Source organism: Klebsiella sp. K5-306 (genome assembly GCF_051835185.1).
In the GTDB taxonomy this organism is placed as follows: Bacteria; Pseudomonadota; Gammaproteobacteria; order Enterobacterales; family Enterobacteriaceae; genus Klebsiella; species Klebsiella oxytoca.
This window is the reverse complement of sequence record NZ_JAIFJY010000004.1, coordinates 321,447-345,131: the sequence shown is the minus strand read 5'-3', so window position 1 is coordinate 345,131 and position 23,685 is coordinate 321,447. Positions and strand designations below refer to the sequence as shown.

Genomic DNA, 23,685 nt, shown 5'->3' with positions numbered 1-23,685 from the left:
TACCCCCCTCAACTAAAATGAATATAAAACTTATCTTCTTCTTTTGATTTTAAAACAACATTATTATAAAAATCTTTAATGTCATTGATACGCTCAGGATCTGGATAGTTCTTTACTTCTTCGCTATTTATTATTTTATTTAATGCGCTTTCTGCTCCTTTTTTACTTATTGTTTTACCTTCATTGCTACCTGAAAAATGATTATTATACTTTTCACAATGAAAACTCTTATAAAAAACAGCGTCAGCATAACCAAAAAAGAAAGCTACTTTTTTATCTTTTTTTCTTTCAATACTAAAATCGTGCGACATATGTATAACTCCTAATATTATTTATAATATCCAAAGTAAATCTTTGGGGTTTGATTTACCGCCTCCCATTTGATAAGGGGAACAGGCGGAAGGGTAGATCTTTTTCAACCCTACGAGCAAAGCGAGATAGGGCAATCCGAAGGATTGGGTAAATAGCGGATACGCTATTACACCTTGCCTCAGTTTCCGAAAAACAAAAAAAGCTGAACTACACTTATATTTAAATAAATAACCGATATAAAATACTTGTCAATAGCGGCTACATAATAAATACACTGCACGACGAATAAAAAGCAAATAAAAGATAGGGTAAATAATATATTGTCTTTCTGGTAGCTATGCGTAGCAGCGGGGACAAATCGTCAAGTGCTAAATCGTGGGGTCCCGTTTACGGGTTCCGATTTAGTGCTTGATGACATAGGGGGAGGAAATAAAATTTATATGGGTGATGGTTCACGTAGTGGAGCATCACCCTGAAAAACGAGACTGATTTACATTCTTCTTCTGAAGATAATGTTGTCTGAGAAAATTGCCTTACCCGCGACAAAACCGACAATAGCTATTATTGGTAAGCTAATTGTAGCTCCTGCCATGCCAGTAGACATTCCAATCAGCACTGACAGACCAAAAGCTAACAGGATGATCACCGCCGCATACCAACCGGGATATGTTCCATACAGAACTGACGCTTGGCAGCCTGTGCATACCTGAACACCTTTTTGGCTTTCTTTTAGGCAAAAAGGGCATTTGATTGTGTTGTTTTCCATTTTTCAGTTCCTTTTAAAAACAGCACCTTGATAGACGACGCCATCTTTGACTTTTTCGATTTTAAAAGTCCAAGAGCCAAGATCTTTGTTTTGCGTTTTGGCTATATAGATGGGTTTCTTGCTTTCATCCCAGCTTTTAACAGTAAAAACGCCATTTCTGAACTTGATCACATCTTTCTGAACATCAAGCCTGACACCGTATTGTTGATTAACGTAGTTGCCATAGATGCCATCATCGCCACAACCAGACAATAGCGTCACTAAAACTGCCACCATCATAAGTTTACGCATACTTTTTCCTTCACTGATGAGACACAGACCACCGCTTGGCCTGCAAACGCCCTAGAATTCAATTATTTTCATTGTTCGTCATATCGTTTGTACCGATCGAAAAGCAAAATGCAATAGCCTAAAGCTATCACACGCATGAAATCGATCGATAAAACCAATTAAAACCGATCGATTCAATGGCTATTGATTGCTAATATCTATCAATAATCTATTATAGATCTTTATAACCAATCACCATCTGTTAAAGATTCGAATCTTGACGATGGGCAACAACAGGCAAAGGTCTATGAAGGGCTATAAGGCACAGAAAATATTTTAATACCTTATAGGCATGGTTTTGCTCTTTAATTTATTGGGCTTCGCCCTGTAGACTTTTTAGATCTAGTTCTACTTTATATTTTATTAGTCCCATAAAATCATAAGGCACCATTAGACTATAAATATAGCTTCACTGAGTAATATTAATAACCTAATAACAAATACTATCTGATATGGTTAATATCTACTTGACAAAGTATTAAAATATATTATTGATTTTGTATATTACAAGAAAATATAAAAGTTATGACTAACTATGTTGGTTGTGAACGAAAAAAAATAAAGCCCCTATTTTACCAGTCAGAGAAACTTATAAAAAGGAGCGTCTACTTTATTAAGGAAAGCCAAATGTATTTAAAACAAGATATATATAATGCAGATAAATTTAAAAGTCAAATTCAAAAATACGCATTAAGCACAGATGATTTTAATAATGGTGTGTATCGAAACCCTAAAGAAAAGGCATTGCTAAAGAAATATATTGGATTTAATAATCGTTCTTTCATTAACGGTCTTGTATTCGATGTAGACCACGAATACGGCGCTATTGCTTGGGATCTAGCTGATTTGCCGAAACCTAATATAATCATACAGAATACCAGAAATGGCCATGCACACTTGCTGTATGCTTTAAAAAATCCAGTTCTTAAAACAGACTCGGCAAGAATAAAACCCTTGAAACTTGCGTCCATTGTTCAATGTGGTTTTATAGAAAGATTAGATGCTGATAAGGCTTATGCTGATATATTAATAAAAAACCCGTTAAATGAAGCTGAATGGCGCACAACGTGGGCTGTCAATGAAACCTATGATTTAACTTACTTGTCTGAGTTTGTGCCTGAAGTTCTTACGACGAAAAATATTAAAAGCAAAAGTGAAATATATGGTTTAGGTCGCAACGTTAATTTATTTGAAGATCTAAGAATAATAGCTTATAAAGAAGTTTTGAAATATAAAGCAAATAAAACATATAATGATTTTTATCTTGATATGTTTTCAAAAGCTACAATACTGAATGATTACAGTAATAATAATAATCCATTGACATACAGTGAAATAAAACAGATTAATACCAGTATTTGTAAATGGACGTGGAGAAACTTTACGGCTGAAAGATTTTCTTCAATCCAATCAGCAAGAGCCAAAAAAACAAGAAAATCAAAATCATTAATAAAATTTTTGGAGAATTTATGATTATAAAGAAAAGAATGAAAAGACCAATGACACAAAAAGCAATGGCAGAAAAGTTTGGCGTATCTGTTTCTACTGTGAAAAACTATATATCCCTTCCTCGTGAAGACTATTTAAAAGAAGCAGAAGAAAAACGCCTTATTGCATTTAATCTAAGAACATCCGGTTTGAAATGGAAAGAAGTAGCTGAAAGAATGAATACAACCGAATATAGTGCGATAGCTTATTATAGAAGATATTTATCATTACAGAAGAAACAATATAAGCCGCGCTAGTGGGTTATATTGTTTTTCATTTAGTATTTTTTCCATACATAATCCTAAATGCTCGTAAGCTTATTCCAAATATCATTCGCTATCAAGATACTAACTTACCACTCTTCTGCTTGTATCTTTCTCTTTCTAAAAAGAGCGTAATGCTTTAATGCTTCCTGCGTTTCGTGATTACTTTTTTTGTACGTATTAAGTATGATATAAAAAGGACCTTTATCATAGCATTCAAGCAACCAATCATTGTATAAATATTCTTCAAGAATATCTAAAGTTCCCCAATCAAATGAATCCATTTTCTTTGTGCATTTTTCAATATTTGTTTTCATATATAGCCTCTCTTTTATTTACGTTAGTTATGCCGCTTTACTTCTGGATAAGTAAATCATATGGTCAATCCATTCATCTATTTCACTTTCAATAAAGCCTATTGCTCTTCCACCCAACTTTATAGGAGAAGGGAATTCACCTCTACCGATCAGCCGATAAATCCAAGGTTTACTTAATCCAGTTCTTTCAAGAACCTCGGGTAATCGCATAAATCTTTTTGTTTTTTTCATGTTTTTTTCCTTCGTTGTTTTGATAGATGCAGTATCTTCAGATCGCTTATGACGATCAACTCTCAAAAAGCACGAATTGATCAAAATGTGGTGTATTTTTAGGCAGGTTTGTAAGAGGGATTTTGAAAGCAAGCCAGCGTAGGCTTTGAAGGGCTTTTGCAAAAAGTGCTAATATTACACTCCATAAGTGTTTTTTTAATAACAATATGTTTATCAATTAGTTAACCAAACCTACGTATAATTCTGCAGGATTTCACTCTATCCTTCTTGCTTGGCACTTAGAGAACACTTGGTTCGTGGTAAAATGTTTACCATTGTGTTTGTGGTAAAAAACCGCTGAACCTGATGGATTTTGTTGCTTGGGTTCAACTCCTCACCGTCCACAATGTTGAAGATTTTAACTCTGGAGAAAGTAAAATCAGTGCTTACGTCTTTTTAGGACCCTTTATTGAACCCTGAACGAAATGAATTACAAAAATAACAATAAAAATCATAATAATGCGAAATAAAACACAGGGACGCCAGCCCACCAAAATTCTCCATCGGTGATTACCAGAGTCATCCGATGAAGTCCTAAGAGCCCGCACGGCGCAAGCCCTGCGGGCTTTTTTGTGCCCTCAATTTGTCCCGCGAAGTCAGATGCCAACTAATCAAATCTGAACCTTTTAGGCACCTTGTCAGGCACCTCATAAAGCTTTAGTGTTTTTGTGGAACCTAAAACTAAGCCTGTGCGTCAGAAAAAAAACACTTTTTATTCAATGAGATAAAATCAGACATTCTCATTAAAGCGCACTACGTTTTCCTGTTGGGGATGGCCTTGAGCTAATCATCAAATTCAGCGGGTTTATGCTCTGGCCGTTCGCCACATTCGCTCTTTTATTTCGAAATCCTTACCAGTAACGCTGGTTGCATACTTCCCCGCTGTTCATCCTGCCTGTTTCCGCACCACAAGTGGCCGCGACACTCGTTACTGCAGCGGTTCAGCATGCTCCGGACCGGAGACCACATTGATCCGCCCCTGATGAGTAGCCTGGTGGCGGCCTGCTTCTCAATCCTGTATTCGTCTACCTTCCGTTTCCGGATGAAAAGGGATGGCTTCACATTGCATTTATTGACGCAAATAAAAGACAATCATGAGTTGAGATTCGATTATGCTCTCTGGCACTCATCGGCATTGCACGGGCTTGACGTCGCAGGATGGCGAAAAAGACGTTACACGCCCCATTTTCACAGGATCAATTTTGAATATTTACTCAAAACGCTGCGTGATACGACCGTTTAACGCCGATGATATCGAGCCTTTTATGGCATATCGCAACGATGCCGAATGGATGCAGTACCAGGGGTTTAAGGGCCTGACAAAGGAAGCTTATGCCGAGGCGTTGCTGGGAAACGCTTCTCTTACGCAGGGCATGCAGCTCGCGGCGATCGATACCGCGACCGGGACTTTGATTGGCGATCTCTACTTAAAACAAGAAAACGAGACCATCTGGCTTGGCTACACCGTTAGCCCACGGTATGCAGGTCAGGGTTACGCCCTTGAAACTGCGATGGCGGTCATTGACTGGTGTAAGCAGCAAGGTTTTTTAGCCGTAAAAGCCGGCGTTGTGGCAGATAATCTTCCCTCAATAAATTTACTGAACAAACTCGGATTTTCCTGTTCCTGCACGGAGGATGATGAGCAGATTTTTGTTTTAAACATACAATCCGCTCATTAATTCCCCCTACTTTCAGCTTGTCATACTCACATACCTCTATCCCGACAAAAATTTCTCTGATTAATCTGCTGTTACCTTGTTCACACCGCGGAAGGTCACATGCTACTTTCCGCATCATTTGTTTTTAAAACAATAAGATAAATAGCTTACCGCCCCTTCATCCCGCTAGTTTTATGCCTGTGACGCACCCTGTGCGCAGTTCTATAAGAGAGATAACCATGAAATAAGCTGTGAACGCCCTACAAAACTTTGGAAAATCCCTCTATGGGCCGGTACTTATCTTGCCGATAGTGGGTCTGTTTATCGCTTTTGGCAACGTGTTGGGCGACGGCAACCTTGCGAAATATCTGCCCTTGCTCGGCCATCCTTTTATTCAGAATATCGGCCAGCTCATTGCTAAATCAGCGGTATCGGTACTGGTGAACCTGGCGCTGATCTTCGCCGTTGGGATCCCCGTAGGCCTGGCCGCCCGCGATAAAGGCTACGCGGCGCTCATTGGCCTGGTGACGTTTATCGTCTTTATCAACGCCATGAATATCACACTGCAGCTGCAGGGCCAGCTCGCGGCGCCGGAACAGATGAAAGCAGCCGGCCAGAGCATGGTGCTGGGCGGCCAGGTGCTTAAGATGGGGGTCTTCGCCGGGATCCTCACCGGCGCGCTTTCGGGCTACAGTCTTATATCGGTTACGGGTATGAATCTTACGTATTCGGCCTGCCACCCTGCGAATGCGCCAATCTGCCGGTGCCCGCTATCGACGATCAGGGAATGAGTTCAAAGGTAATTGAGATTAACGTATCAGGATTTATGTCAGCGGGCGTCGTGCTGTACAGCGAACCAGCCTGACCATATAGCGTGACCGCGCCGCCTTTTAAGCCCGCAGTTAAAACTTTGGCCATCAGGGGATCGATTTGTTTGTCGTATATCATCCTGGAATTCATCGTATTGAGTATCGGGGTACCATCAAGCTTTTTCTCCAGTATATTCAGGGATAAGGACTCATTCTGCTTGTAAGCTTGCTTCCCTTGTTTATCAATCACGAAATAGACACCATTAGGCAAAACCTCATATTTTTTATTTTTAATTTTGGCCATGATTCTTTTTTCAATATCAACGTACTTAGATGACATTTGTTCATTAAGGGTGTTAACGATGGTTTCTATTTCACCTTCTTTGATTTTCAGCTTTTTATGGTAAGCATCGTTAAAGCCTGAAACCAGCGCCGAAGGCGACAGCTTCACATCATTGTCAGCCATTTTATTCACATCCGATAGCGCCTGAGTCAGATAGAAAACGCCGAGTGCGTAGGCATTTTTAATGCTTTTATCAGTAAGCTTTAACTCACTTTCCTTTATGGCCTGGCTATCAAGGGCAGACTGTAATTTCTGATTTTGATTGTTCAAAGCAGCAACTGACTCAGCATATTTTTTCTGCGCCGCTTCGGCTGCGGCGCTCAGCTCAGCATTTTTTTTGCTCAGCGCGTCGAGCGCGGATTTGTGCTGACTTTCGCCCTGGGTGTTCTGCTTTTGCAGCGCGGCGATCTGCGCCGACAGCGTGCGGGTGGTCTCATCCAGCTTTTTCTGCGCCGCTTCGGCTGCGGCGCTCAGCTCGCCATTCTTTTTGTTCAGCGCGTCGAGCGCGGATTTCTGCTGGCTTTTATCCTGGGCGTTCTGCTTTTGCAGCGCGGCAATCTGCGCCGACAGCGTGCGGGTGGTCTCATCCAGCTTTTTCTGCGCCGCTTCGGCAGCGGCGCTCAGCTCAGCATTCTTTTTGTTCAGCGCGTCGAGCGCGGATTTCTGCTGGCTTTCGCCCTGGGCGTTCTGCTTTTGCAGCGCGGCAATCTGCGCTGATAGTGTGCCAGTGGTCTCATCCAACTTTTTCTGCGCCATTGCGGCGGCAGCGCTCAGTTCAAGGTTCTTGCCCATCAGCGTGTCTATCGTTGATTTCTGAGCGTTCTCACTTTGCCCTTTCTGAGTTTTCAACGCGGCGATCTGCACCGACAGCGTGCGGGTCGTATCATCCAGCTTTTTCTGCGCCGCTTCGGCAGCGGAGTTCAGTTCAGCGTTCTTTTTGCGCAGTGCTTCAAGAGTACTCTTATGCCCGTTTTCGTCCTGTGCACGCTGCGCCTTTAACGCCGCAATCTGCGCCGACAGCGTGCGGGTGGTCTCATCCAGCTTTTGCTGCGCCGCTTCAGCAGTGGCGGCCAGTTCGAGGTTCTTTTTAGTCAGCGCGCTCACCGCGGCAGGATCGCCCCCCTCTTTCTGTACACCCTGGCTACTCTGCGCCTTCAGCGCGGCGATTTGCGCCGATAGTTCGCGCGTTGTTTCAGCGAGTTTTTTCTCCGCCGCTTTGGCTGCCGCGCTCAGCTCCGCATTCTGTTTGCGCAGAGCGTTAATCGTACTTTGCGTTTTATTGCTCTGATTTATTCTTTTGCTGACGCCATCCTGCTTCGGCGGCATTTTTTTATCACGGCTCTCGTTATTCTGATTAGACGAGGCCGACTCCGCGCTAGCGGCGCCTGAGGCCGGCGGATCCTTAATTTCAAGTTTCTTGATATTATCAAGGAAGTCTCCCCCCTCGGAACGAGCAGGGAGCATGACAAAAAGGGTAGAGAGAGCAAATACAATCGCAAGACCTCTGAGATCGTATAATTTCAGTTTCCCCTTAAGGCTCATCATCTGGTCAGCCCATCTTTAACATCGGCTTTCCGGGCGCGGGTTTCGAACTCCTTGATTAATTTCTGAGAAATACTATTACACTTATCATTTATCTTATATTCAAAAAGCGGGGTAATGGTTGATTTTACGCTGGCTGAGGTTTGCCCCGAAACAGAGGCATAAAACTTAGCGTCGTTAATTAAGCCATAGAGTTCACTTGAATCTTTCTGGAACTTGTTATCCAGCTTAACTAAAGCATCCGCATCCTGGATACACTGCTGTAAAGCAGGAACTTGTGCAGGCTGTTCGGTTTGACTCACATCTTTCTTTATTAGTGCGCTATCTGTTTTTTTAATATTAGTACACCCCTGCAATACACCCACAGAAATACACACCAATGCCAATAAGCTATTTCTTATCATTTTCCCATCCATTAGAAAAATAGTGCACAAAAAATATATTTCTCGATTCCAGCAGAAAAAAAATTAACAAACAACGTTACAGGTTGGATTTACTCGTAATTCAGAAAAAACACATAAAAAGGTTATTTTTTGACCAATTACAGAGTGGGAATTATCCTGGAACCAGGCGATATTTTTATCTGAGTTTTTTCTTAAAAACATATAGTTAATGATGTGCCGTCTGCTATATGCCTGATATTAAGCGGTCTACTTCCCAATAAAATCAGGCATAAGCTGTTTCTCATTCATTACTAAACTCATGCACTCCACTTCGGCCTGGCTACGGTATTCTTCTTCAGAAGATTGCGAAACTCCTTGAGATAAGGTTCATTGCTGCGCCCGCGCTTGCAGATCGCCGAGAAGGGAGATTGAAAGCCAAACTCATTGGGTAGCAGCACGCGCAGGCGATTCTCTTTAATCCACGGCCAGGCGTAGTGTTCTGGAAGATAGCCGATGTATTTCCCGGACAGGATCAACAGCAGCTGCGCATCGACGGTTTCAACCGTGGCGCTGCCCTTGCTGAACCCGCGCCGCCGCAGATCGCTGGTATTCCAGTAGCTGCGCGTCACCAGTGGACACTGGCTGATGAGATCTTTATCGAGCTGGCGACTAAAGAACATCGGATGCAGGTCGCTGCAGTAGAGCCAGTGCTGCTCGCGGTAGAGCGGTTCGCTGATGATGTTATGCACCCGCGAATTGTAGCTACCGATGGCGAGATCGATATGGTTATTCAGTACGCCGTTCAGCTGTTCCGCCGGGGTGCGAATAATCAGCTTGATGTGTACGTTAGGAAACTTATCGCTAAAGCTGCGCAGCACCACCGGCAGCGACAGCGCGGTTTCCGTTTCGATGGAGTCAAGCGTTGAGATGCAAATCGTGCCGCTATGCTCGCCTTTCAGCAGCGCCGACTGGCGCTCCAGCTCGTTCAGTTCACTCAGCACGCGGATCGCCTGCTGTAAAAAATGCTGCCCTTTCTCCGTTAACACAAAGCCGCCGCGTCCGCGCTGGCACAGGCTAAAGCCCAGCTGGCCCTCCAGCTGCGACATCGCGTTGCTGATCGCGGAAACGGAAATCCCCAGCTCCTGCTGGGCCCGGCCATAGCTCTCAAGGCGGGCCACCGCCTCAAAAACCTGGAGCTGTCGAATGTTTAGCGTCGCGTCGTTAAGCATGGCGTTTACTTCACTGATAAATGAACTAAGTATTTGCGGCGGACGATTTAAAGTCCAGCACATCTTGCGCACTATCCCTGCTGTTGAGTTTTGAATATCAGATTCAGGAGCAGAAATGGATAACGTCTTTCATCAACCGCAGGGTGGCAATGAGATGCCGCGTTTTGGCGGCCGCGCCACGATGATGCGCCTGCCATTTATTGAGGATTTACAGTGGCTTGATGCCGCATTTGTCGGCATCCCTCTGGATATCGGGACCTCGCAGCGTTCCGGAACGCGCTACGGACCGCGCTATATTCGTACCGAATCGGTGATGATTCGCCCGTACAACATGGCTACCGGCGCCGCGCCTTTTGATTCACTGTCGGTGGCGGATATCGGCGACGTACCGATTAACACCTATAGCCTGCTCAAATCGGTGCAGATTATCGAGGATTACTACACCAGTTTGAATAGTTTTTCGCTCATCCCCCTGACGCTCGGAGGCGATCACACCATTACCCTGCCGATTCTGCGCGCGTTAACCAAAAAGCACGGTCCGGTAGGTCTGATTCACGTCGACGCCCACACCGATACCAACGATGAGATGTTCGGCGAAAAGATTGCCCACGGCACCACCTTCCGCCGCGCCGTCGAAGAGGGGCTGCTGGATCTTAAACGCGTCGTCCAGATTGGCCAGCGCGCGCAGGGCTACGCCGCCGGCGACTTCCAGTGGGGCGTCGATCGGGGCTTTCGTCTGGTTCAGGCGGAGCAGTGCTGGCACAAATCCCTGGCCCCGCTGATGGCCGAAGTGCGTCAACAAATGGGAGATGGCCCGGTTTATCTCAGTTTTGATATCGATAGCCTCGATCCGATCTGGGCCCCCGGCACCGGAACCCCGGAAGTAGGCGGCCTGACGTCAATACAGGCGCTGGAAATTGTGCGCGGCTGCCGCGGTCTGAACCTGATTGGCTGCGACCTGGTCGAGGTCTCGCCCCCCTATGACGTCAGCGGCAACACGTCCCAGCTGGCCGCCAACCTGCTGTATGAAATGCTCTGCGTTCTCCCGGGCGTGAAATATCCATAGAGGAAAAACCATGCAGCTTAACGTCTTTCGCACGCTGTGGGGCGTCACCACCCCGTGGCAGCAAACGGTTAGCGAACTCCAGAGCGTCGGCTGCTGCGGTATCGAAGCGCGAGTGCCGCTGACGACAGAAGAGCAGCGAACGCTGGCCCGGCGCCTCGAAGCGTCCGCGCTTCAGTATATCGCCATTGTCTTCAGCGGCGGCGGCGTCATTCCGGCCCAGGCCGAGACGCCCGCGCAGCATCTGGAGCGCTTAAAAGAACGTTTTGCGGCGGCAAAAGCGCTTAATCCGCGCTTCGTCAATCTACTGGCCGGTAACGACCGCTGGCCGCTGGCGCAGCAGGTGGATTTTCTCGGCAGAGCGCATGAACTGGCCGCCGAGTATGAGCTGCTCTGTAGCTTTGAAACCCATCGCGCCACCTCGCTGTATAGCCCGTGGCTGACGCTGGAGATTATTCAACAGCTGCCGCAGCTGCGCTTTACCGCCGATATCAGCCACTGGATCGTGGTCAGCGAACGCCTGCTGGATGACCCTTGCGATGACTTCAGCGCCTTTATCGAACGGGTCCACCATATTCAGGCCCGCGCCGGATACGACCAGGGGCCGCAGGTGCCACACCCGGCCGCGCCGGAATATCAGGCGGCCCTGCGGTTTCAACAGCGCTTCTGGGAGCAAATCTGGCAATCGCAGCGCCGGCGCGGCTACCAGCACACCACGCTGACCCCGGAGTTTGGCCCCGATGGCTATCTGCATCACCTGCCGTTTACCAACGTTCCGGTCGCCGATCTCTGGTCGCTGAACGCCTGGATGGCCCGGCGTGAACAGCAACATTTTGTCGAATTCACCTCGCTAACTGCATAAGGAACGGAAGAGATGACCGCTGCAAAAAGTTCTTTTACTGAATTACCGACCATCGACATCAGCGACCTGACCTGCGCCGATCTCACCCGACGCCAGGCGGTAGCCGACGCCATCGGTCAGGCGGCCCGCGAGGTCGGCTTTTTCTATATCACCGGGCACGGCATTGCGCCCGAGCTGATTGCCGGCATCCGCGCGGCGGCGAAAGAGATTTTTGCCCTGCCGATGGAGCGCAAGATGGCGTACTACATCGGACAGTCGAAAAGCCATAAGGGCTACGTTCCCGAAGGCGAAGAGATTTACGGCTCCGGCAAGCCGGATCGCAAAGAGGCGTTTGATATCGGCTTCCAGGCCGCCGACGACCACCCGTTGGTCGTGGCTAACACGCCGCTGATTGGCGCCAACGAATGGCCGGATATACCCGAATTTCAATCCCGGGTACTGGCCTGGTATGACGCGGTCTTCTCCCTTGGACATCGCCTGTTTGACGCCTTCGCTCTGGCGCTTGGCCTGCCGGAAGGTTATTTCAGGTCGATGGTCACCTGCCCACCGTCAAAGCTGCGCCTGATCCACTACCCCTTTGACGCCAGCGCCGAAGATGTTCCCGGTATTGGTGCACATACCGACTATGAGTGCTTCACTCTGCTGCTCGCCGACCAGCCGGGCCTTGAAGTGTTGAACGAAGATAGCGCCTGGATCGACGCCCCACCGCTGAAGAACGCGACCGGAGAAGAGGCTTTCGTGATTAATATCGGCGACATGCTGGAAGTGCTGAGCGCTGGCACATTTGTTGCAACAGCACACCGCGTACGTAAGGTGCCGCAGGAACGTTACTCCTTCCCGCTGTTTTTCGCCTGCGACTACCACACGCTGATCCGCCCCCTGCCGGGCTTCCTTAAGGCGGGCGAAGCCAGCGAGTATCAAGAACTGAGCATTGGTGAACATATGTGGAGCCAGGCGTTACAGACCTATCGCTACCTGCGCGAGAAAGTCACCCGCGGCGAGCTCCAGCTCCCCGAACGCGCCCGCGGCACCAACACCTTTGGCCATCTGAAAAAACAAGCCCAGCAAAAAACCGTTAATAACCCGTGAGGATAAATGATGAAAAGAACGCTAAAAAAACTCTCGCGCCGTGTGGCTTTGACCATCGCCGTCACCGCTTGTTTTTCACCGCTGACTCAGGCCGCAGAGCTGCTGACCGAGGGCGTATTTAAGGTCGGGATGGAGGTGACCTATCCGCCGTTTGAGTCCTACGACAGCAATAATAATATCGTCGGCATCGACCCGGAATTTGCAGCGCTGATCGCCGAACAGCTGAAAGCCAAACCGCAGCTTATCGACACGAAATTCACCAGCCTGATTTTAGGTATCGGTAAAAAATACGATGCGGTGATTTCCGGAATGTACGTGACTCCCGAGCGTCAGAAGCAGGCGGATGCGATTCCTTACGCCCTGTCCGGCGCATCCATTATTGCCCTGAAAAACAGCACCATTCAGCCCAAAACCGAAGATGAACTGTGCGGCGTGAAGGTCGGTCTGCAGGCGGGTACCGCCTGGGTTTCCAGTCTCAAAAAACACTCCGACGAGTACTGCCTGAAAAAGGGTAAACCGGCGATTAGCGTTCAGGAGTTCCCCACCGCGCCGGAAGCCTCCCAGGCCCTGCTGTCGAAAAATATCAACGCCCAGTTAGAAATCGCCCCGGCGGCGCAAATTATCGTCGAGAAAAGCCGCGGCCGCCTGGCCATTAGCTCAAATCGTCTGGTCTATCCGCTGCCGCTGGGGATCTACGTCGCCAAAGGCAATACCGAGCTGGCCGAGGCCATTAAATCAACGTTAGCCACCCTTAAAGCCAACGGCAAATATGACGCCATCATCAAGAAATACAGCTTAGAAAGTATCAATTAATACAATAATTAAACGGGAGTCGCTATGGAGTTCGATTGGGGATATTTTTTCTCATTATTTAGCGTTGGGGCATTCTGGCAGGCGTGCATTACCGTCATTGTCGTCAGTTCATTGTCCTGGTTTATTGGCCTGATATTAGGTTTTCTTTTAGCCTGCGCTAAGCTCTCCGGCCCGCGCTGGCTGAAGGTTCCCGTCGAACTCTATATTTGGTTTTTTCGCAGCGTACCGCTGATGGTGCTGCTGGTCTTTGTCTATAACCTGCCGCAGCTGTTTCCGGCCACCCAGCCGCTGCTCGGCATTCCGTTTATCGCCGGGCTGGTATCGATGACGGTGACCGAAGCGGCTTATATGGCGGAAATCCATCGCGGCGGCCTGCTTTCGGTCGCTAAAGGGCAAAGCGAAGCCGGGCATGCCTTAAGCTTTAGCTTTATCGGAATTCAGCGCTTAATTATTATTCCGCAGGCGTTTCGTATCTCCCTGCCCACGCTGATCAACGAATATATCACTATCATTAAGCTCAGCTCGATTCTGTCGGTTATTTCGCTGCCGGAACTGCTGCTGACCGGCCAGCGCCTGTACGCGCAGAATTTTCTCGTAATGGAGACGCTGCTGGCGGTCGCGGTCTATTACGTCATGGTGGTCACGGCCTTTACCTGGCTCTTCCGGGCGCTGGAAAACCTGCTGGATATTCAGCGCAAACGTCCGCAAACGCTCAATGAAACGGAATGCGAAACCCTGCGTCAAAACCTGAAGCCGCCGGTGCAGACAACAAAAGCGCAGTCCGCCCGCGGCAACCCGCCGGCGCTCGATTTGCAGGGTATCGAAAAATCCTGGGGCCAGCACCACGTCCTGAAGGGGATTGACCTGAAAGTAGAAAACGGCGAGGTGATCAGCATCATCGGCCCGTCCGGCTCCGGCAAAACCACCCTGATCCGTACCATCAACGCTCTGGAAAGCATTGATGGCGGCGAGATCATTCTTTACGGCGAGGATTATCTGAAGGGCGCCTCCATTATCGATAAACAGCAAATGCGCGCGGGCGTGCGCCGCATCGGCATGGTCTTTCAGGGCTTCAACCTCTTTCCTCACCGTACGGTGCTGGATAACGTGATGCTCGCCCCGCTCTATCACAAGCTCCTTGACCGCCCCGCCGCCAGAGAGCAGGCGCTCTGGCTGCTGGATCGCGTCGGTCTGCTGGCGCACGCCGAAAAATACCCGTACCAGCTCTCCGGCGGTCAGCAGCAGCGCGTGGCCATCGCCCGCGCCCTGGCGCTGAAACCGGACATCATGCTGTTTGATGAACCCACCTCGGCGCTGGACCCGGAGCTGGTTGGCGAAGTACTCAAGGTCATTCAGTCCCTCGCCCGTGAAGGCATGACGATGCTGATCGTGACCCACGAGATGGACTTCGCCTTATCGATTTCTGATCGGGTGGTGATGATGGAAAACGGCGTCGTGCAGAGCGATGTGCCGCCGCAGCGTATTCGCAGCGATGCCGCCGAACCGTCCCTGGCCCGCATTCGTGAATTTATGGGAGTGTAATAAATGACAACTGAACTGGAATTACGCCAGCAGCTGGCGGGCGCCTATCGTCTGGCGGCGCTGTTCGGCTGGGAAGACACGCTCTATACCCACTTCTCCGTTCGCCTGCCCGGCGACGGCGAGCCGCGATTTTTGATTAACCCCTTCGGCATGATGTTTGATGAAGTGACGGCCAGCAACTTAATCGTGGTCGACATGCAGGGCAAAGTCGTCGAAGGCAGCGCACCGGCAAACTCGGCGGGCTTTACAATCCACAGCGCGGTCCATATGGCTCGCGAAGACGCCCACTGCGTGATCCACACCCACACGCTGCCGGGGATGGCTGTCGCCGCCTGTGCGGAAGGGCTGCTGCAGATCAACCAGATCAGCACCGAGTTTTATCAACGCGTCGGTTATCATCCTTATGAAGGCGTGGCCTTCGATCTCGATGAACGCGTGAGGATCCAGCGCTCGCTCGGCGAGAATATCGCCCTGATCCTGCAAAGCCACGGCCTGCTGTCGGTCGGCCGCACCGTCGCCGACGCGTTTTACATCATGTATTACCTGAACCGCGCCTGTGAAATCCAGATGGCCGCCGCGCAGCTGGCTTCGCTCGGCTCCATTCATACGATCCCCGATCGCCTGAGCCAGCACGCCTGCGAGCAGCTGAAGGGAGTCGAACATGAACGCCAGCTGGTGTGGCAGGCGTGGCTGCGTCGCCTCGACCGTCTTGATACTTCTTATAAGAGTTAACGCCTATGACTCCGTTCACTATCGTCGTGGATTGTAACGATCCTCAATATGCCCAGGAGATTTGCGCCGCTTTCGCGCCATTTCCGCAGGCAAAAGCGGTCCTGCCTGACCACCCCGCCGCTCGCGAGGCGCAATACGCCTGCTGCTGGTTTCCCGATCCGCAGATCCTGGCGCGATCGCCGCAGCTAAAGCTGATCCAGGCAGCGTCCGCCGGCGTCGATCATCTCCCGGCCAGCATTTTCGCCAGCGATGTTCCGCTCTGCCGGGTGGTTGACGATGATTTTCGCCACGGCATGTTTGAATACGCGCTGTGGGGCGTGCTGTGGTTTCAGCGCCGCTTTGACCGGGCGCTGGCGCACCAGCGCAAGCGCATCTGGAAGATGTATCCGCAGCGCGCGGCGGCCGATTATCACGTTGGCGTCATGGGCCTCGGTGAAATTGGCGGCTATATCGCCTCGCAGCTCGCCGGGATGGGGTATCGGGTTTCCGGCTGGGCGCGTAGCGAGAAATCCCTTGCCGGCGTGCGCTGCTTTCACCGCGATGCGCAGGCCGGTGAATTTCTTGGTCAGCTGGATGTGCTTATCAACGTCCTGCCGTTAACCGAGCAGACGCGAGGTATCCTCGCCCACCCTTTACTGGATCGGCTCCCCAACGGCGCGGCGTTGATAAACTGCGGCCGCGGCGAGCATATGGTGAACCAGGACGTGATCCGGGCGCTGGATAGCGGCAAGTTATCCGGCGCGGTGCTCGACGTCTTCCCCGTCGAGCCTCTTCCCCAGGAAGACCCGCTGTGGCAACACCCGCAGGTAGCAATTACGCCGCATATGGCCTCCATCGCCCAGACGGAGGCGATCGCCCGCCAGCTGCTGGATAACATCCAGCGGCTACATCGGGCGCTGCCGCTGAAAAACCGGGTGAACAAACAGAGTGGTTATTAAGCCCGAAAACGTCAAAAGCATAATATCCGCTGCTACGCTTAATGGTCTGTCCAATAAAAAATAAGGCTGGCAGCATGAATATTGATCTATCGGGGAAAGTTGCACTGGTTACCGCCTCCACCGGCGGCATTGGTTTCGCCATCGCCAAAGGTCTGGCGGCAAGCGGTGCGGAAGCGATCGTGAATGGCCGCAGCGAGCGTAGCGTGAATGCGGCCATTGCCCGCCTGCAGAGCGAGGTTCCCGGCGCGAAGACCCGACCGGCGATAGCCGATCTGAGCGACGCAGAAGGCGTGAATCAGCTGATACAAGCAGTAAACGGCATCGACATACTGGTGAATAATGCGGGTATTTACGGCCCGCAGGATTTCTATGCCACCGACGATGCAACCTGGGAAAGATACTGGCAAACCAACGTGATGTCCGGGGTTCGTCTTTCGCGCGCGCTGCTACCGGCCATGGTACAGAAAGGCTGGGGTCGGGTGGTTTTTATCGCTTCGGAATCGGCACGCAACATCCCGGCGGATATGATTCACTACGGGGTCACTAAAACCGCTCAGCTATCGCTGGCCCGCGGGCTGGCGAAATATGTTGCCGGCAGCGGCGTCACCGTGAACAGCGTCCTGCCGGGACCGACCCTTTCGGATGGCTTTGCCGAGATGATGAAAGACGAAGTCGCTAAAACCGGCAAATCGCTGGAGCAGTTGGCCAAAGAGTTTGTGATGGCAAACCGCCCCAGTTCGGTGATTCAGCGCGCGGCCACGGTAGAAGAGGTCGCCAGCATGGTGGTTTACGTCTGTTCGACTCAGGCTTCGGCGACGTCAGGCGCGGCGCTGCGCGTGGATGGCGGCGTAGTGGATGATATCGTCTGACGCGCTGCGCGCGGATAACAAAACGTTCAGCGCGCAGGCGTTTATCTTGAGCAAAGTTAGCGCCTGCGCGCTGCCCTTTCGCCGACCAGCAGCAGCGCCAGCGCAACCACAACCGGCACCAGCGATCCCCACAATACGGCGTTCCAGCCGAAGAGGTTCATCAACGCGCCCGAGGAAAATGAGCCAATCATCATGACGCCGAAAACGATAAAATCGTTCAGCGATTGCACCTGGTTTTTCTCTTCCGGTCGGTGGAAATCCATAATCTGCGTCGACGCGCCGGTAAAACCAAAATTCCAGCCGATGCCCAGCAGGATCAGCAACAGCCAGTAGTGCATAACATCAATACCGGCCAGGCCAACCATCACCGAGAGCGCCAGCAGAATCAACCCGGCAGCGTTAATACGCCGGGCGCCGAAACGAGCGATCAATTTGCCGGTGAAAAATCCGGGGCCGTACATGGCGATTACGTGCCACTGGATACCCAGATTCGACGCCTGCTGCGACAGGCCGTGCATATGCATGGAAAGCGGTGCGGCGGTCATCAGGAAGTTCATTACCATGTAGGCGATTGCGCCGCTAAATACCGTTCGGGAAAACCCGGGCTGGCGCACAATTTCGCCCAGCGGACGCCCGCCGGACTTCGCCTGCGCCGCCGGTTCGGCGGTTTTTACTCCCAGTAATACCCACGCCGATACCGCTGCCACCAGCCCCTGAGCAATAAAGGTCATGGCAAAGGTGTGCGGCGGCCAAAGATTCATGGTGCCGGTCACCAGCATCGGACCGATGACCCCTGCCGCCACTCCGCCCCCCATCACCAGGGAGAGCGCACGCGCGCGCCGTTCGCCGCTGACGCCGTCAGTAGCGGCAAAGCGAAAGGAAACCGCCACCGCCGCATAGGCGCCGCCGAAAAAGGCCGCGATGCAGAATAGCCAGAACGAACTTATGACCACCGCCGTCGCCGCCAGCAGTCCCGTCAACATACCGGCGCCGGTCCCGACCATAAACACCGTTTTGCGTCCGCGCCTTCTGGCCAGCGCGCCAAACGGCAAAATACAGGCCGCCATGCCCAGCACAAAAATGGTAATCGGCAGCGTGGCCAGGGTTGGAGAGGGCGCGATGGCGTTGCCAACAATCGCCCCGGTAGCGTAGAACACCACCGAGTTTGCCCCAGCCAGCGCCTGCGCCGTCGCCAGGCGAACAATATTCTGGTTTTGCTGCCTGACGGGCAACGTCATTTCAGCGCTCATAGATTCTCATTATCCTGAATTCATTTTTCGTTATGCCAACGCCCAGGATGACATAATGAACGTAATCAGGCATTTCGACCAGCCATCACGCCGCCATCAATATCCCATACCGCGCCGGTCACCCAGAGGGTGCTATCGCTAAGCAGAAACGCTACGGTTTGCGCGATATCGTCAGGCGTACCGACGCGGCCAATAGGATGGAAGCCGTCGAAGCTATTCATCACATCCTTCACAGCATCTTCAGGTAGAAAGGCTTCATATATCGGTGTATGCACTACCGCCGGAGATACCGCATTGACGCGAATCCCGCTGCTGCCCAGCTCAACTGCCAGATTTTTGGTCAACGCATGCAGACCTGCTTTTGCCATTGAGTAGGCTGACGACGGCGTTGCGCCAATCGCCTGCTGCGCCCACATCGATCCAATATTCACAATTGAGCCTTTGATATTATTGGCCAGCATATTGCGCACCACGTCGCGGGTGATAAAAAAGGTCGCGCGGTTGAGATTCATATACCGATCGTAATCGGCCATTTCATGTTCGATGAACGGCTTCGGGAAGAAGACGCCAGCGGCGTTAACCAGCAGGCTGATATCCTGATGTTTCGCGTTGATGCTCTCCATAACCCGCGCCATACCCGCTTCGCTCATCAGGTCAGCGACGATGATCTCCACGTTACCCTCAGCCGCCAGCGCCTGACGGGCCTGCTCAGCCTTCTGCTGGCGATTGCCCACCAGCACGACCTGACCGCCCTGTTCAACAACCCGTCTGGCCGTTGCCAGCCCCATACCGCTGGTTCCGCCAACCACTAACAATTTTTTACCGGCAAACGCTGTGTTCATCATTAACCTCTTTATGCTTGATTTGGATGGCCTAAGCATGCCTTTGCAGAGCCGCGCTGACGAATGAGAAGAAATCGCGTCACAATAAAGAAAATCTATCTTGATGGATTATACTCATGCCAAAATTCATTGATGGATATTCAGCATGCGCTCGCTTAACCGACTGAAATGGCTTCACGCTTTTGAAGCCGCCGCCCGCCACGGCAGCTTTACCGGCGCGGCCCGAGAGCTGGGCGTGACGCCTGCCGCCGTCGGGCAACTGGTCAGGGCGCTGGAGGATTGGGTTGGCCATCCGCTGCTGCACCGCACCCGCAGCGGTAAAGAGCGTCTCACTCTGGTGAACGAGGCGCAGGAGGCGCTGCAGGATATTACTCAGGGGCTGGATAAGCTGGAAAGCGGGCTGAATAAACTACGCGGTCGCCGGGCGCGTTCCGTGGTAGTGATCACCGCCTCACAGGTGCTGATGATGAACTGGCTGATGGAGCGGTTAAACCGCTTTTCCGAAGCCTATGAAAACATCGACCTGCGCCTCAACGTTACGGAAAAGCTGATGGATGTTGCCCACGGCGAAGCGGATTTAGGCATCCGCTGCGGTCGCGGCGACTGGCCCGGTGTGGATAAAACCTGGCTAATGGATGAAGAAGCGGTGCTGGTGTGCAGCCCGCTGATCGTTCCAGCGGGCAAATCCGCCTGCGGCGACTGGCTGGCACAGCAAAAGCTGATCCACGATGATACGCCGCACCCGGGAGCCCGTTTTCCTTCCTGGGAGGAGGTTCTGCAGGCCGCTCAGGCCCCAGCGGCGCGCGATAGCGGGCTGCATATCAACTCAACGTCGGCGGTCATTCTGGCCGCGCTCAGCGGGCGCGGCGTCGCCATTGTCCGCCGGGCGCTGGTAAAACAGCTTCTCGCCACCGGTCAGCTCGTTCAGCTACATCCGGCCTACCGCTGGCCGCTCAGCTGGTCCTACTATATCGTGACGCCCCGACATGCGGCCATGCGCCCGGAAGTGAAGGTATTTCATGACTGGCTGCTTCACGATGTGCTGGCGGAGAGCGGGAACGCTGATTTTCTGCCGCTGGCTCCGCCATAGAAAACCTTTGTTGTTTTATGGGTTGACCTGGTCATGGATGCGCCACTTCTGTTTGAGCACATTTTTGTCCTGGCTATCCAGCCACTGATTTACCTTTTCCAGCAGCTGCGGGTTATCTTTATTCATCATATAGACTTTGAAGCTGGCGGTGCCCGGGAAGGGTTGCTCATTGGCCACGCAAAACACGCCCGGTTCATTGCTTTGGTAATACACGCCTTCGATCAGGTCGGTTACCATCATATCCGCCGTTTTCTGCCGCAGCGCTTCAAGGTTATCCACGTTATTTTTCACCCGAATAATCTGCGCCTGCTTGAGATGTTCATCCACAAAGCTTTGATTGGTGCCGCCCGGGTTCACTACCACCTTCACGTTTGGCTGGTCGATTTTTTCCAGGCTGCCGAGAGCGGGCGCCGCCGCGCAGTTAGCCAGCGCAATTTTGCCGTTCGGCACGACCGGCTGGCTTAAGGCGAATTCCTTCGCCCGGGCCGCAGTTTCCGTCACCCCGCCCATAGCAATATCAAACTTATCCGCTTTCAGGTCCGCAGAGAGCGTTGGCCAGCTGGTCGGCACAAAGCTTACCTTTAGCCCAAGCCGCTTGCCGAGATCCTTCGCCATATCGACATCGTATCCCAGCAATTCTCCGGCTTTATTATGAAACGCCAGCGGCGCGTAATCTCCCGGTACGCCGACTTTAAGTTCGCCGCTTTGTTGAATGCTGTTCATGTCGCGCGCCTGGGCGCCGAAGGCGACAGCAGCGATGACGAAAGCAATACCTGACTTCAACTTCATCTTTATATCCTTGTTCAAATGTGAACCGTTTTATGATTATCCTGCGCTGCGCAGCGGATTCTGTTTATCGTTCATAAAATCTTTAATCATGGATGCGGTCAATACCGGCGGCGAAAAACGCGAGATCGTTCCGTCGGCCGCTTGCCCGGCGAGCTGCTCGCAAAAGCGCTCAACCTGATTAACCGGACAGCCGGCAATATCCTGGGCGGAAAAACGCCACCACCGTAGCGCCAGCAGCTGCTCGATAATCGCCTCGCTAAAGCGCATGCGGATAACTTTCGCCGGGTTACCGCCGACTATGGCGTAAGGCGCGACATCTTTGACCACCAGCGCGTTGGCGGCGACAACTGCGCCATCGCCAATAGTGATGCCCTGCGCCAGAGTGACGTTCTGGCCAATCCAGACATCGTTGCCGATGGTTATCGGTCGGGGAGTTTTTTCAAAAGGATAAAACTGGTTGGGCCTGCCGCTATCGGCAGCCAGCGTCGCCATCACGCCGGAGTGATGGGCATAAAAAACCGGGCTGGCGCTGGCCCACTCCAGGGGATGCCGATCGCCAAGTACCTGTAACCGGTCGGCAATCGATGTGTAGCGCCCCACTTTAATCAGCGCCGGCAGCAGGGTTCGCGTATAGCTAAAAGCGCCCAATGATGCCAGCCGTTCGCCGCAGCGCCCCCAGTAGGTGGTATACGCCTCGGTGGTTAAATTTTCCGGTATCTCGATCGGCAGATCGTCACGGTAAAAGGCGTGGGCGCAGACCAGCTTCTGCCCGCCGACAAAAATTCGCTGCGCCTGCAACAGGGGTTTAAGCTCCCCAAAGGTGATTTTCATGATCGATTTCCCGCACCAAAGTATTCCCGGTCAGCCGCTTCATCTCTCGATCATTGATAGCGTACCGATCCGCTCGCCGCGCGAAAAATCACTATGACATCTCTTTTTTGTGAGCTACAACGCGAAAGCGTTGGGCCGTAATCGCCTGCGATCGTCAGTTATACTCCAGCGCAAAGGTCACCATGCTATTGGCGGTGCCGGCGGTCACCGCATCATCGGTCTGAACGTACTGGGCGTTGAAGTTGATATTCTCCGCGCTGCCGGCGCTGCTGGCGTTAATCCGCTTTAGCACCGGGAGATTGCTGGCCTCGTTGATTTTGACGCTGGTCCCTGCCGCAGGCGCCGGGGCGCTGTTATTGCCGTACGTGAGCCTGACGCCCACCCCGCTCGCAGAGGCGTTGGCTGTGCTTAACGCGAGGGTATCCGTACCGCCGCCTGGTGAGGTGACGCCAAAAAAGCCTATGCGGATATCGGTTGGCGTGGAGCAAAAGACCGGTATGGAGAAGCTTTTCGCGCTGCCGCCGGTGGTGCTTTTGCCCTTGAACTCCGCTTTATTCACCGTCCCCAGGCTAACGTGAATATTCGTGGTTGAAACCTGACAGCTGCCGCTGCTGCCGATATCGACGTTCAGCGCCGCCATATCGAGCGTGACCGGCGAGCTGGCGACAAAACCGGCGCGGCTGTCGGCCTGCTGCTGGATCGTCAGTTCGCCAATCTGCGGCTGCGCCGGAACGTTAGCGTGGTTACCGCTGACCAGGGCGACGTCCCCGGTCTTATAAAACGTCACAAAGACTTTCACCACAATCTGCTGCTGGTTCAGCAGGTTAGCCATCTCCTGGCTGTCACACACCGTCACGGATTCCGCACTATCGGCCGCGTGGCTGCCATCAATAAAGCGAACCGCGCCGCCGCCGCACTGGAAGCCCAGTGAGTATCCGATACCCTCCAGCGCCGAGGGGAACACATGCTGACCGCCGATGGAAAGCGGCGATGAGGCCGTTTTTAGCTGCCGATAAACCAGACGCTTTGCCGCCGCTTTCGGCACCTGAAGATCGCAGGAGAAATGAATCCCGCTGCCGTTATCCGCCATCACGCCGGTCATCTGCGTATTCAGCGGCAGCGTGGGCAGGTACTTGATATTCTGGACGTTCACGGTCATCTGGCCGATATCCCCTTTGCAGGTTTCCGCCCAGCCGCTGTGGCTATAGATGCCCGCTATCAGCAGGAATAAAAACGATACTATGCGCAAAATCACCTCTGTGCAG

Annotated in this window: 25 protein-coding genes and 1 pseudogene; 13 read left to right on the top strand and 13 right to left on the bottom strand. The window is 51.7% G+C overall.

Annotated elements, in window-relative coordinates; all coding sequences use genetic code 11:
- Positions 1-8: 8 nt before the first annotated feature.
- The 3 genes from K2184_RS09325 to K2184_RS09315 form a co-directional block, all read right to left on the bottom strand.
- The gene (locus K2184_RS09325; RefSeq protein WP_163525678.1) at positions 9-311 is read right to left on the bottom strand and encodes a hypothetical protein; all 303 of its coding nucleotides are present in this window, start codon (positions 309-311) and stop codon (positions 9-11) included.
- Positions 312-802: 491 nt separating this feature from the next.
- On the bottom strand, positions 803-1,078 hold the full coding sequence (locus tag K2184_RS09320) for a hypothetical protein (protein WP_063407905.1): 276 nt from the start codon (positions 1,076-1,078) through the stop codon (positions 803-805).
- Positions 1,079-1,081: 3 nt separating this feature from the next.
- Positions 1,082-1,369, bottom strand: coding sequence for a hypothetical protein (locus K2184_RS09315; RefSeq protein ID WP_163525679.1), 288 nt, complete (start codon positions 1,367-1,369; stop codon positions 1,082-1,084).
- A gap of 666 nt (positions 1,370-2,035) precedes the next feature.
- On the opposite strand from K2184_RS09315, the gene K2184_RS09310 reads away from it, so the two are divergent.
- Both K2184_RS09310 and K2184_RS09305 read left to right on the top strand, forming a co-directional pair.
- Positions 2,036-2,881 carry a replication initiation protein gene (locus tag K2184_RS09310; RefSeq protein ID WP_163525680.1) on the top strand — a complete coding sequence of 282 codons (846 nt, stop codon included), beginning with the start codon at positions 2,036-2,038 and terminating at the stop codon, positions 2,879-2,881.
- Positions 2,878-3,153 (top strand): helix-turn-helix domain-containing protein, encoded by a 276-nt coding sequence (locus K2184_RS09305; RefSeq protein ID WP_163525681.1) that lies wholly within the window; start codon positions 2,878-2,880, stop codon positions 3,151-3,153. The genes K2184_RS09310 and K2184_RS09305 overlap by 4 nt, the downstream gene beginning before the upstream one ends.
- A 95-nt stretch (positions 3,154-3,248) precedes the next feature.
- On the opposite strand, the gene K2184_RS09300 is transcribed toward K2184_RS09305, so the two are convergent.
- Entirely contained in the window at positions 3,249-3,476 is a 228-nt protein-coding gene (locus K2184_RS09300) for a hypothetical protein (protein WP_097736840.1), read from the bottom strand.
- A 27-nt stretch (positions 3,477-3,503) separates the two neighbouring features.
- Complete coding sequence (locus K2184_RS09295) at positions 3,504-3,707, bottom strand: helix-turn-helix transcriptional regulator (RefSeq protein WP_163525682.1); 204 nt, start codon at positions 3,705-3,707, stop codon at positions 3,504-3,506.
- A 1,241-nt stretch (positions 3,708-4,948) separates the two neighbouring features.
- On the opposite strand from K2184_RS09295, the gene K2184_RS09290 reads away from it, so the two are divergent.
- Together K2184_RS09290 and K2184_RS09285 are read left to right on the top strand one after the other, a co-directional pair.
- The gene (locus K2184_RS09290; protein ID WP_029779368.1) at positions 4,949-5,425 is read left to right on the top strand and encodes a GNAT family N-acetyltransferase; all 477 of its coding nucleotides are present in this window, start codon (positions 4,949-4,951) and stop codon (positions 5,423-5,425) included.
- Between the two features lie 230 nt (positions 5,426-5,655).
- Positions 5,656-6,120, top strand: a pseudogene (locus tag K2184_RS09285) (PTS transporter subunit EIIC); the annotation flags it as partial.
- A gap of 64 nt (positions 6,121-6,184) precedes the next feature.
- On the opposite strand, the gene K2184_RS09280 reads toward K2184_RS09285, so the two are convergent.
- From K2184_RS09280 to K2184_RS09270, 3 genes are all read right to left on the bottom strand, one after another.
- The gene (locus tag K2184_RS09280) at positions 6,185-8,101 is read right to left on the bottom strand and encodes an FKBP-type peptidyl-prolyl cis-trans isomerase N-terminal domain-containing protein (protein ID WP_196557188.1); all 1,917 of its coding nucleotides are present in this window, start codon (positions 8,099-8,101) and stop codon (positions 6,185-6,187) included.
- On the bottom strand, positions 8,098-8,502 hold the full coding sequence (locus K2184_RS09275) for a hypothetical protein (protein WP_004114661.1): 405 nt from the start codon (positions 8,500-8,502) through the stop codon (positions 8,098-8,100). The genes K2184_RS09280 and K2184_RS09275 overlap by 4 nt, the downstream gene beginning before the upstream one ends.
- Before the next feature lie 296 nt (positions 8,503-8,798).
- On the bottom strand, positions 8,799-9,710 hold the full coding sequence (locus tag K2184_RS09270; RefSeq protein ID WP_163525684.1) for a LysR family transcriptional regulator: 912 nt from the start codon (positions 9,708-9,710) through the stop codon (positions 8,799-8,801).
- Positions 9,711-9,825: 115 nt separating this feature from the next.
- Between K2184_RS09270 and speB the strand changes: the two genes are divergently transcribed.
- From speB to K2184_RS09230, 8 genes are all read left to right on the top strand, one after another.
- Positions 9,826-10,776, top strand: a complete 951-nt coding sequence (gene speB / locus K2184_RS09265; RefSeq protein WP_064370224.1) for an agmatinase — start codon at positions 9,826-9,828, stop codon at positions 10,774-10,776.
- Between the two features lie 10 nt (positions 10,777-10,786).
- Entirely contained in the window at positions 10,787-11,635 is an 849-nt protein-coding gene (locus K2184_RS09260; RefSeq protein ID WP_004114665.1) for a sugar phosphate isomerase/epimerase family protein, read from the top strand.
- Between the two features lie 12 nt (positions 11,636-11,647).
- Positions 11,648-12,724 (top strand): isopenicillin N synthase family dioxygenase, encoded by a 1,077-nt coding sequence (locus K2184_RS09255; protein ID WP_023321475.1) that lies wholly within the window; start codon positions 11,648-11,650, stop codon positions 12,722-12,724.
- A gap of 9 nt (positions 12,725-12,733) precedes the next feature.
- Positions 12,734-13,537 carry an ABC transporter substrate-binding protein gene (locus K2184_RS09250; RefSeq protein ID WP_004104712.1) on the top strand — a complete coding sequence of 268 codons (804 nt, stop codon included), beginning with the start codon at positions 12,734-12,736 and terminating at the stop codon, positions 13,535-13,537.
- 24 nt (positions 13,538-13,561) lie between these two features.
- Positions 13,562-15,079, top strand: coding sequence for an amino acid ABC transporter permease/ATP-binding protein (locus K2184_RS09245; protein ID WP_004104714.1), 1,518 nt, complete (start codon positions 13,562-13,564; stop codon positions 15,077-15,079).
- Positions 15,080-15,082: 3 nt separating this feature from the next.
- Positions 15,083-15,811, top strand: coding sequence for a class II aldolase/adducin family protein (locus tag K2184_RS09240; RefSeq protein ID WP_004114670.1), 729 nt, complete (start codon positions 15,083-15,085; stop codon positions 15,809-15,811).
- A gap of 5 nt (positions 15,812-15,816) precedes the next feature.
- Positions 15,817-16,749, top strand: coding sequence for a 2-hydroxyacid dehydrogenase (locus K2184_RS09235; RefSeq protein ID WP_064370225.1), 933 nt, complete (start codon positions 15,817-15,819; stop codon positions 16,747-16,749).
- Between the two features lie 74 nt (positions 16,750-16,823).
- Complete coding sequence (locus tag K2184_RS09230) at positions 16,824-17,618, top strand: SDR family NAD(P)-dependent oxidoreductase (protein ID WP_023321477.1); 795 nt, start codon at positions 16,824-16,826, stop codon at positions 17,616-17,618.
- 56 nt (positions 17,619-17,674) lie between these two features.
- On the opposite strand, the gene K2184_RS09225 is transcribed toward K2184_RS09230, so the two are convergent.
- Both K2184_RS09225 and K2184_RS09220 read right to left on the bottom strand, forming a co-directional pair.
- On the bottom strand, positions 17,675-18,868 hold the full coding sequence (locus tag K2184_RS09225; protein WP_004104724.1) for an MFS transporter: 1,194 nt from the start codon (positions 18,866-18,868) through the stop codon (positions 17,675-17,677).
- Positions 18,869-18,933: 65 nt separating this feature from the next.
- The gene (locus K2184_RS09220) at positions 18,934-19,710 is read right to left on the bottom strand and encodes an SDR family NAD(P)-dependent oxidoreductase (protein WP_064370226.1); all 777 of its coding nucleotides are present in this window, start codon (positions 19,708-19,710) and stop codon (positions 18,934-18,936) included.
- Positions 19,711-19,855: 145 nt separating this feature from the next.
- On the opposite strand from K2184_RS09220, the gene K2184_RS09215 reads away from it, so the two are divergent.
- Positions 19,856-20,800 (top strand): LysR substrate-binding domain-containing protein, encoded by a 945-nt coding sequence (locus K2184_RS09215; RefSeq protein ID WP_064370227.1) that lies wholly within the window; start codon positions 19,856-19,858, stop codon positions 20,798-20,800.
- 15 nt (positions 20,801-20,815) lie between these two features.
- Here K2184_RS09215 and K2184_RS09210 read toward each other — a convergent pair whose 3' ends face one another.
- The 3 genes from K2184_RS09210 to K2184_RS09200 all read right to left on the bottom strand — a co-directional run bounded on the left by K2184_RS09210 (position 20,816) and on the right by K2184_RS09200 (position 23,669).
- Positions 20,816-21,589, bottom strand: a complete 774-nt coding sequence (locus tag K2184_RS09210) for a transporter substrate-binding domain-containing protein (protein ID WP_004104727.1) — start codon at positions 21,587-21,589, stop codon at positions 20,816-20,818.
- A 36-nt stretch (positions 21,590-21,625) separates the two neighbouring features.
- Positions 21,626-22,420, bottom strand: a complete 795-nt coding sequence (locus K2184_RS09205; protein WP_004104728.1) for a CatB-related O-acetyltransferase — start codon at positions 22,418-22,420, stop codon at positions 21,626-21,628.
- Positions 22,421-22,574: 154 nt separating this feature from the next.
- Entirely contained in the window at positions 22,575-23,669 is a 1,095-nt protein-coding gene (locus K2184_RS09200; protein WP_064370228.1) for a fimbrial protein, read from the bottom strand.
- Between the last annotated feature and the right edge of the window lie 16 nt (positions 23,670-23,685).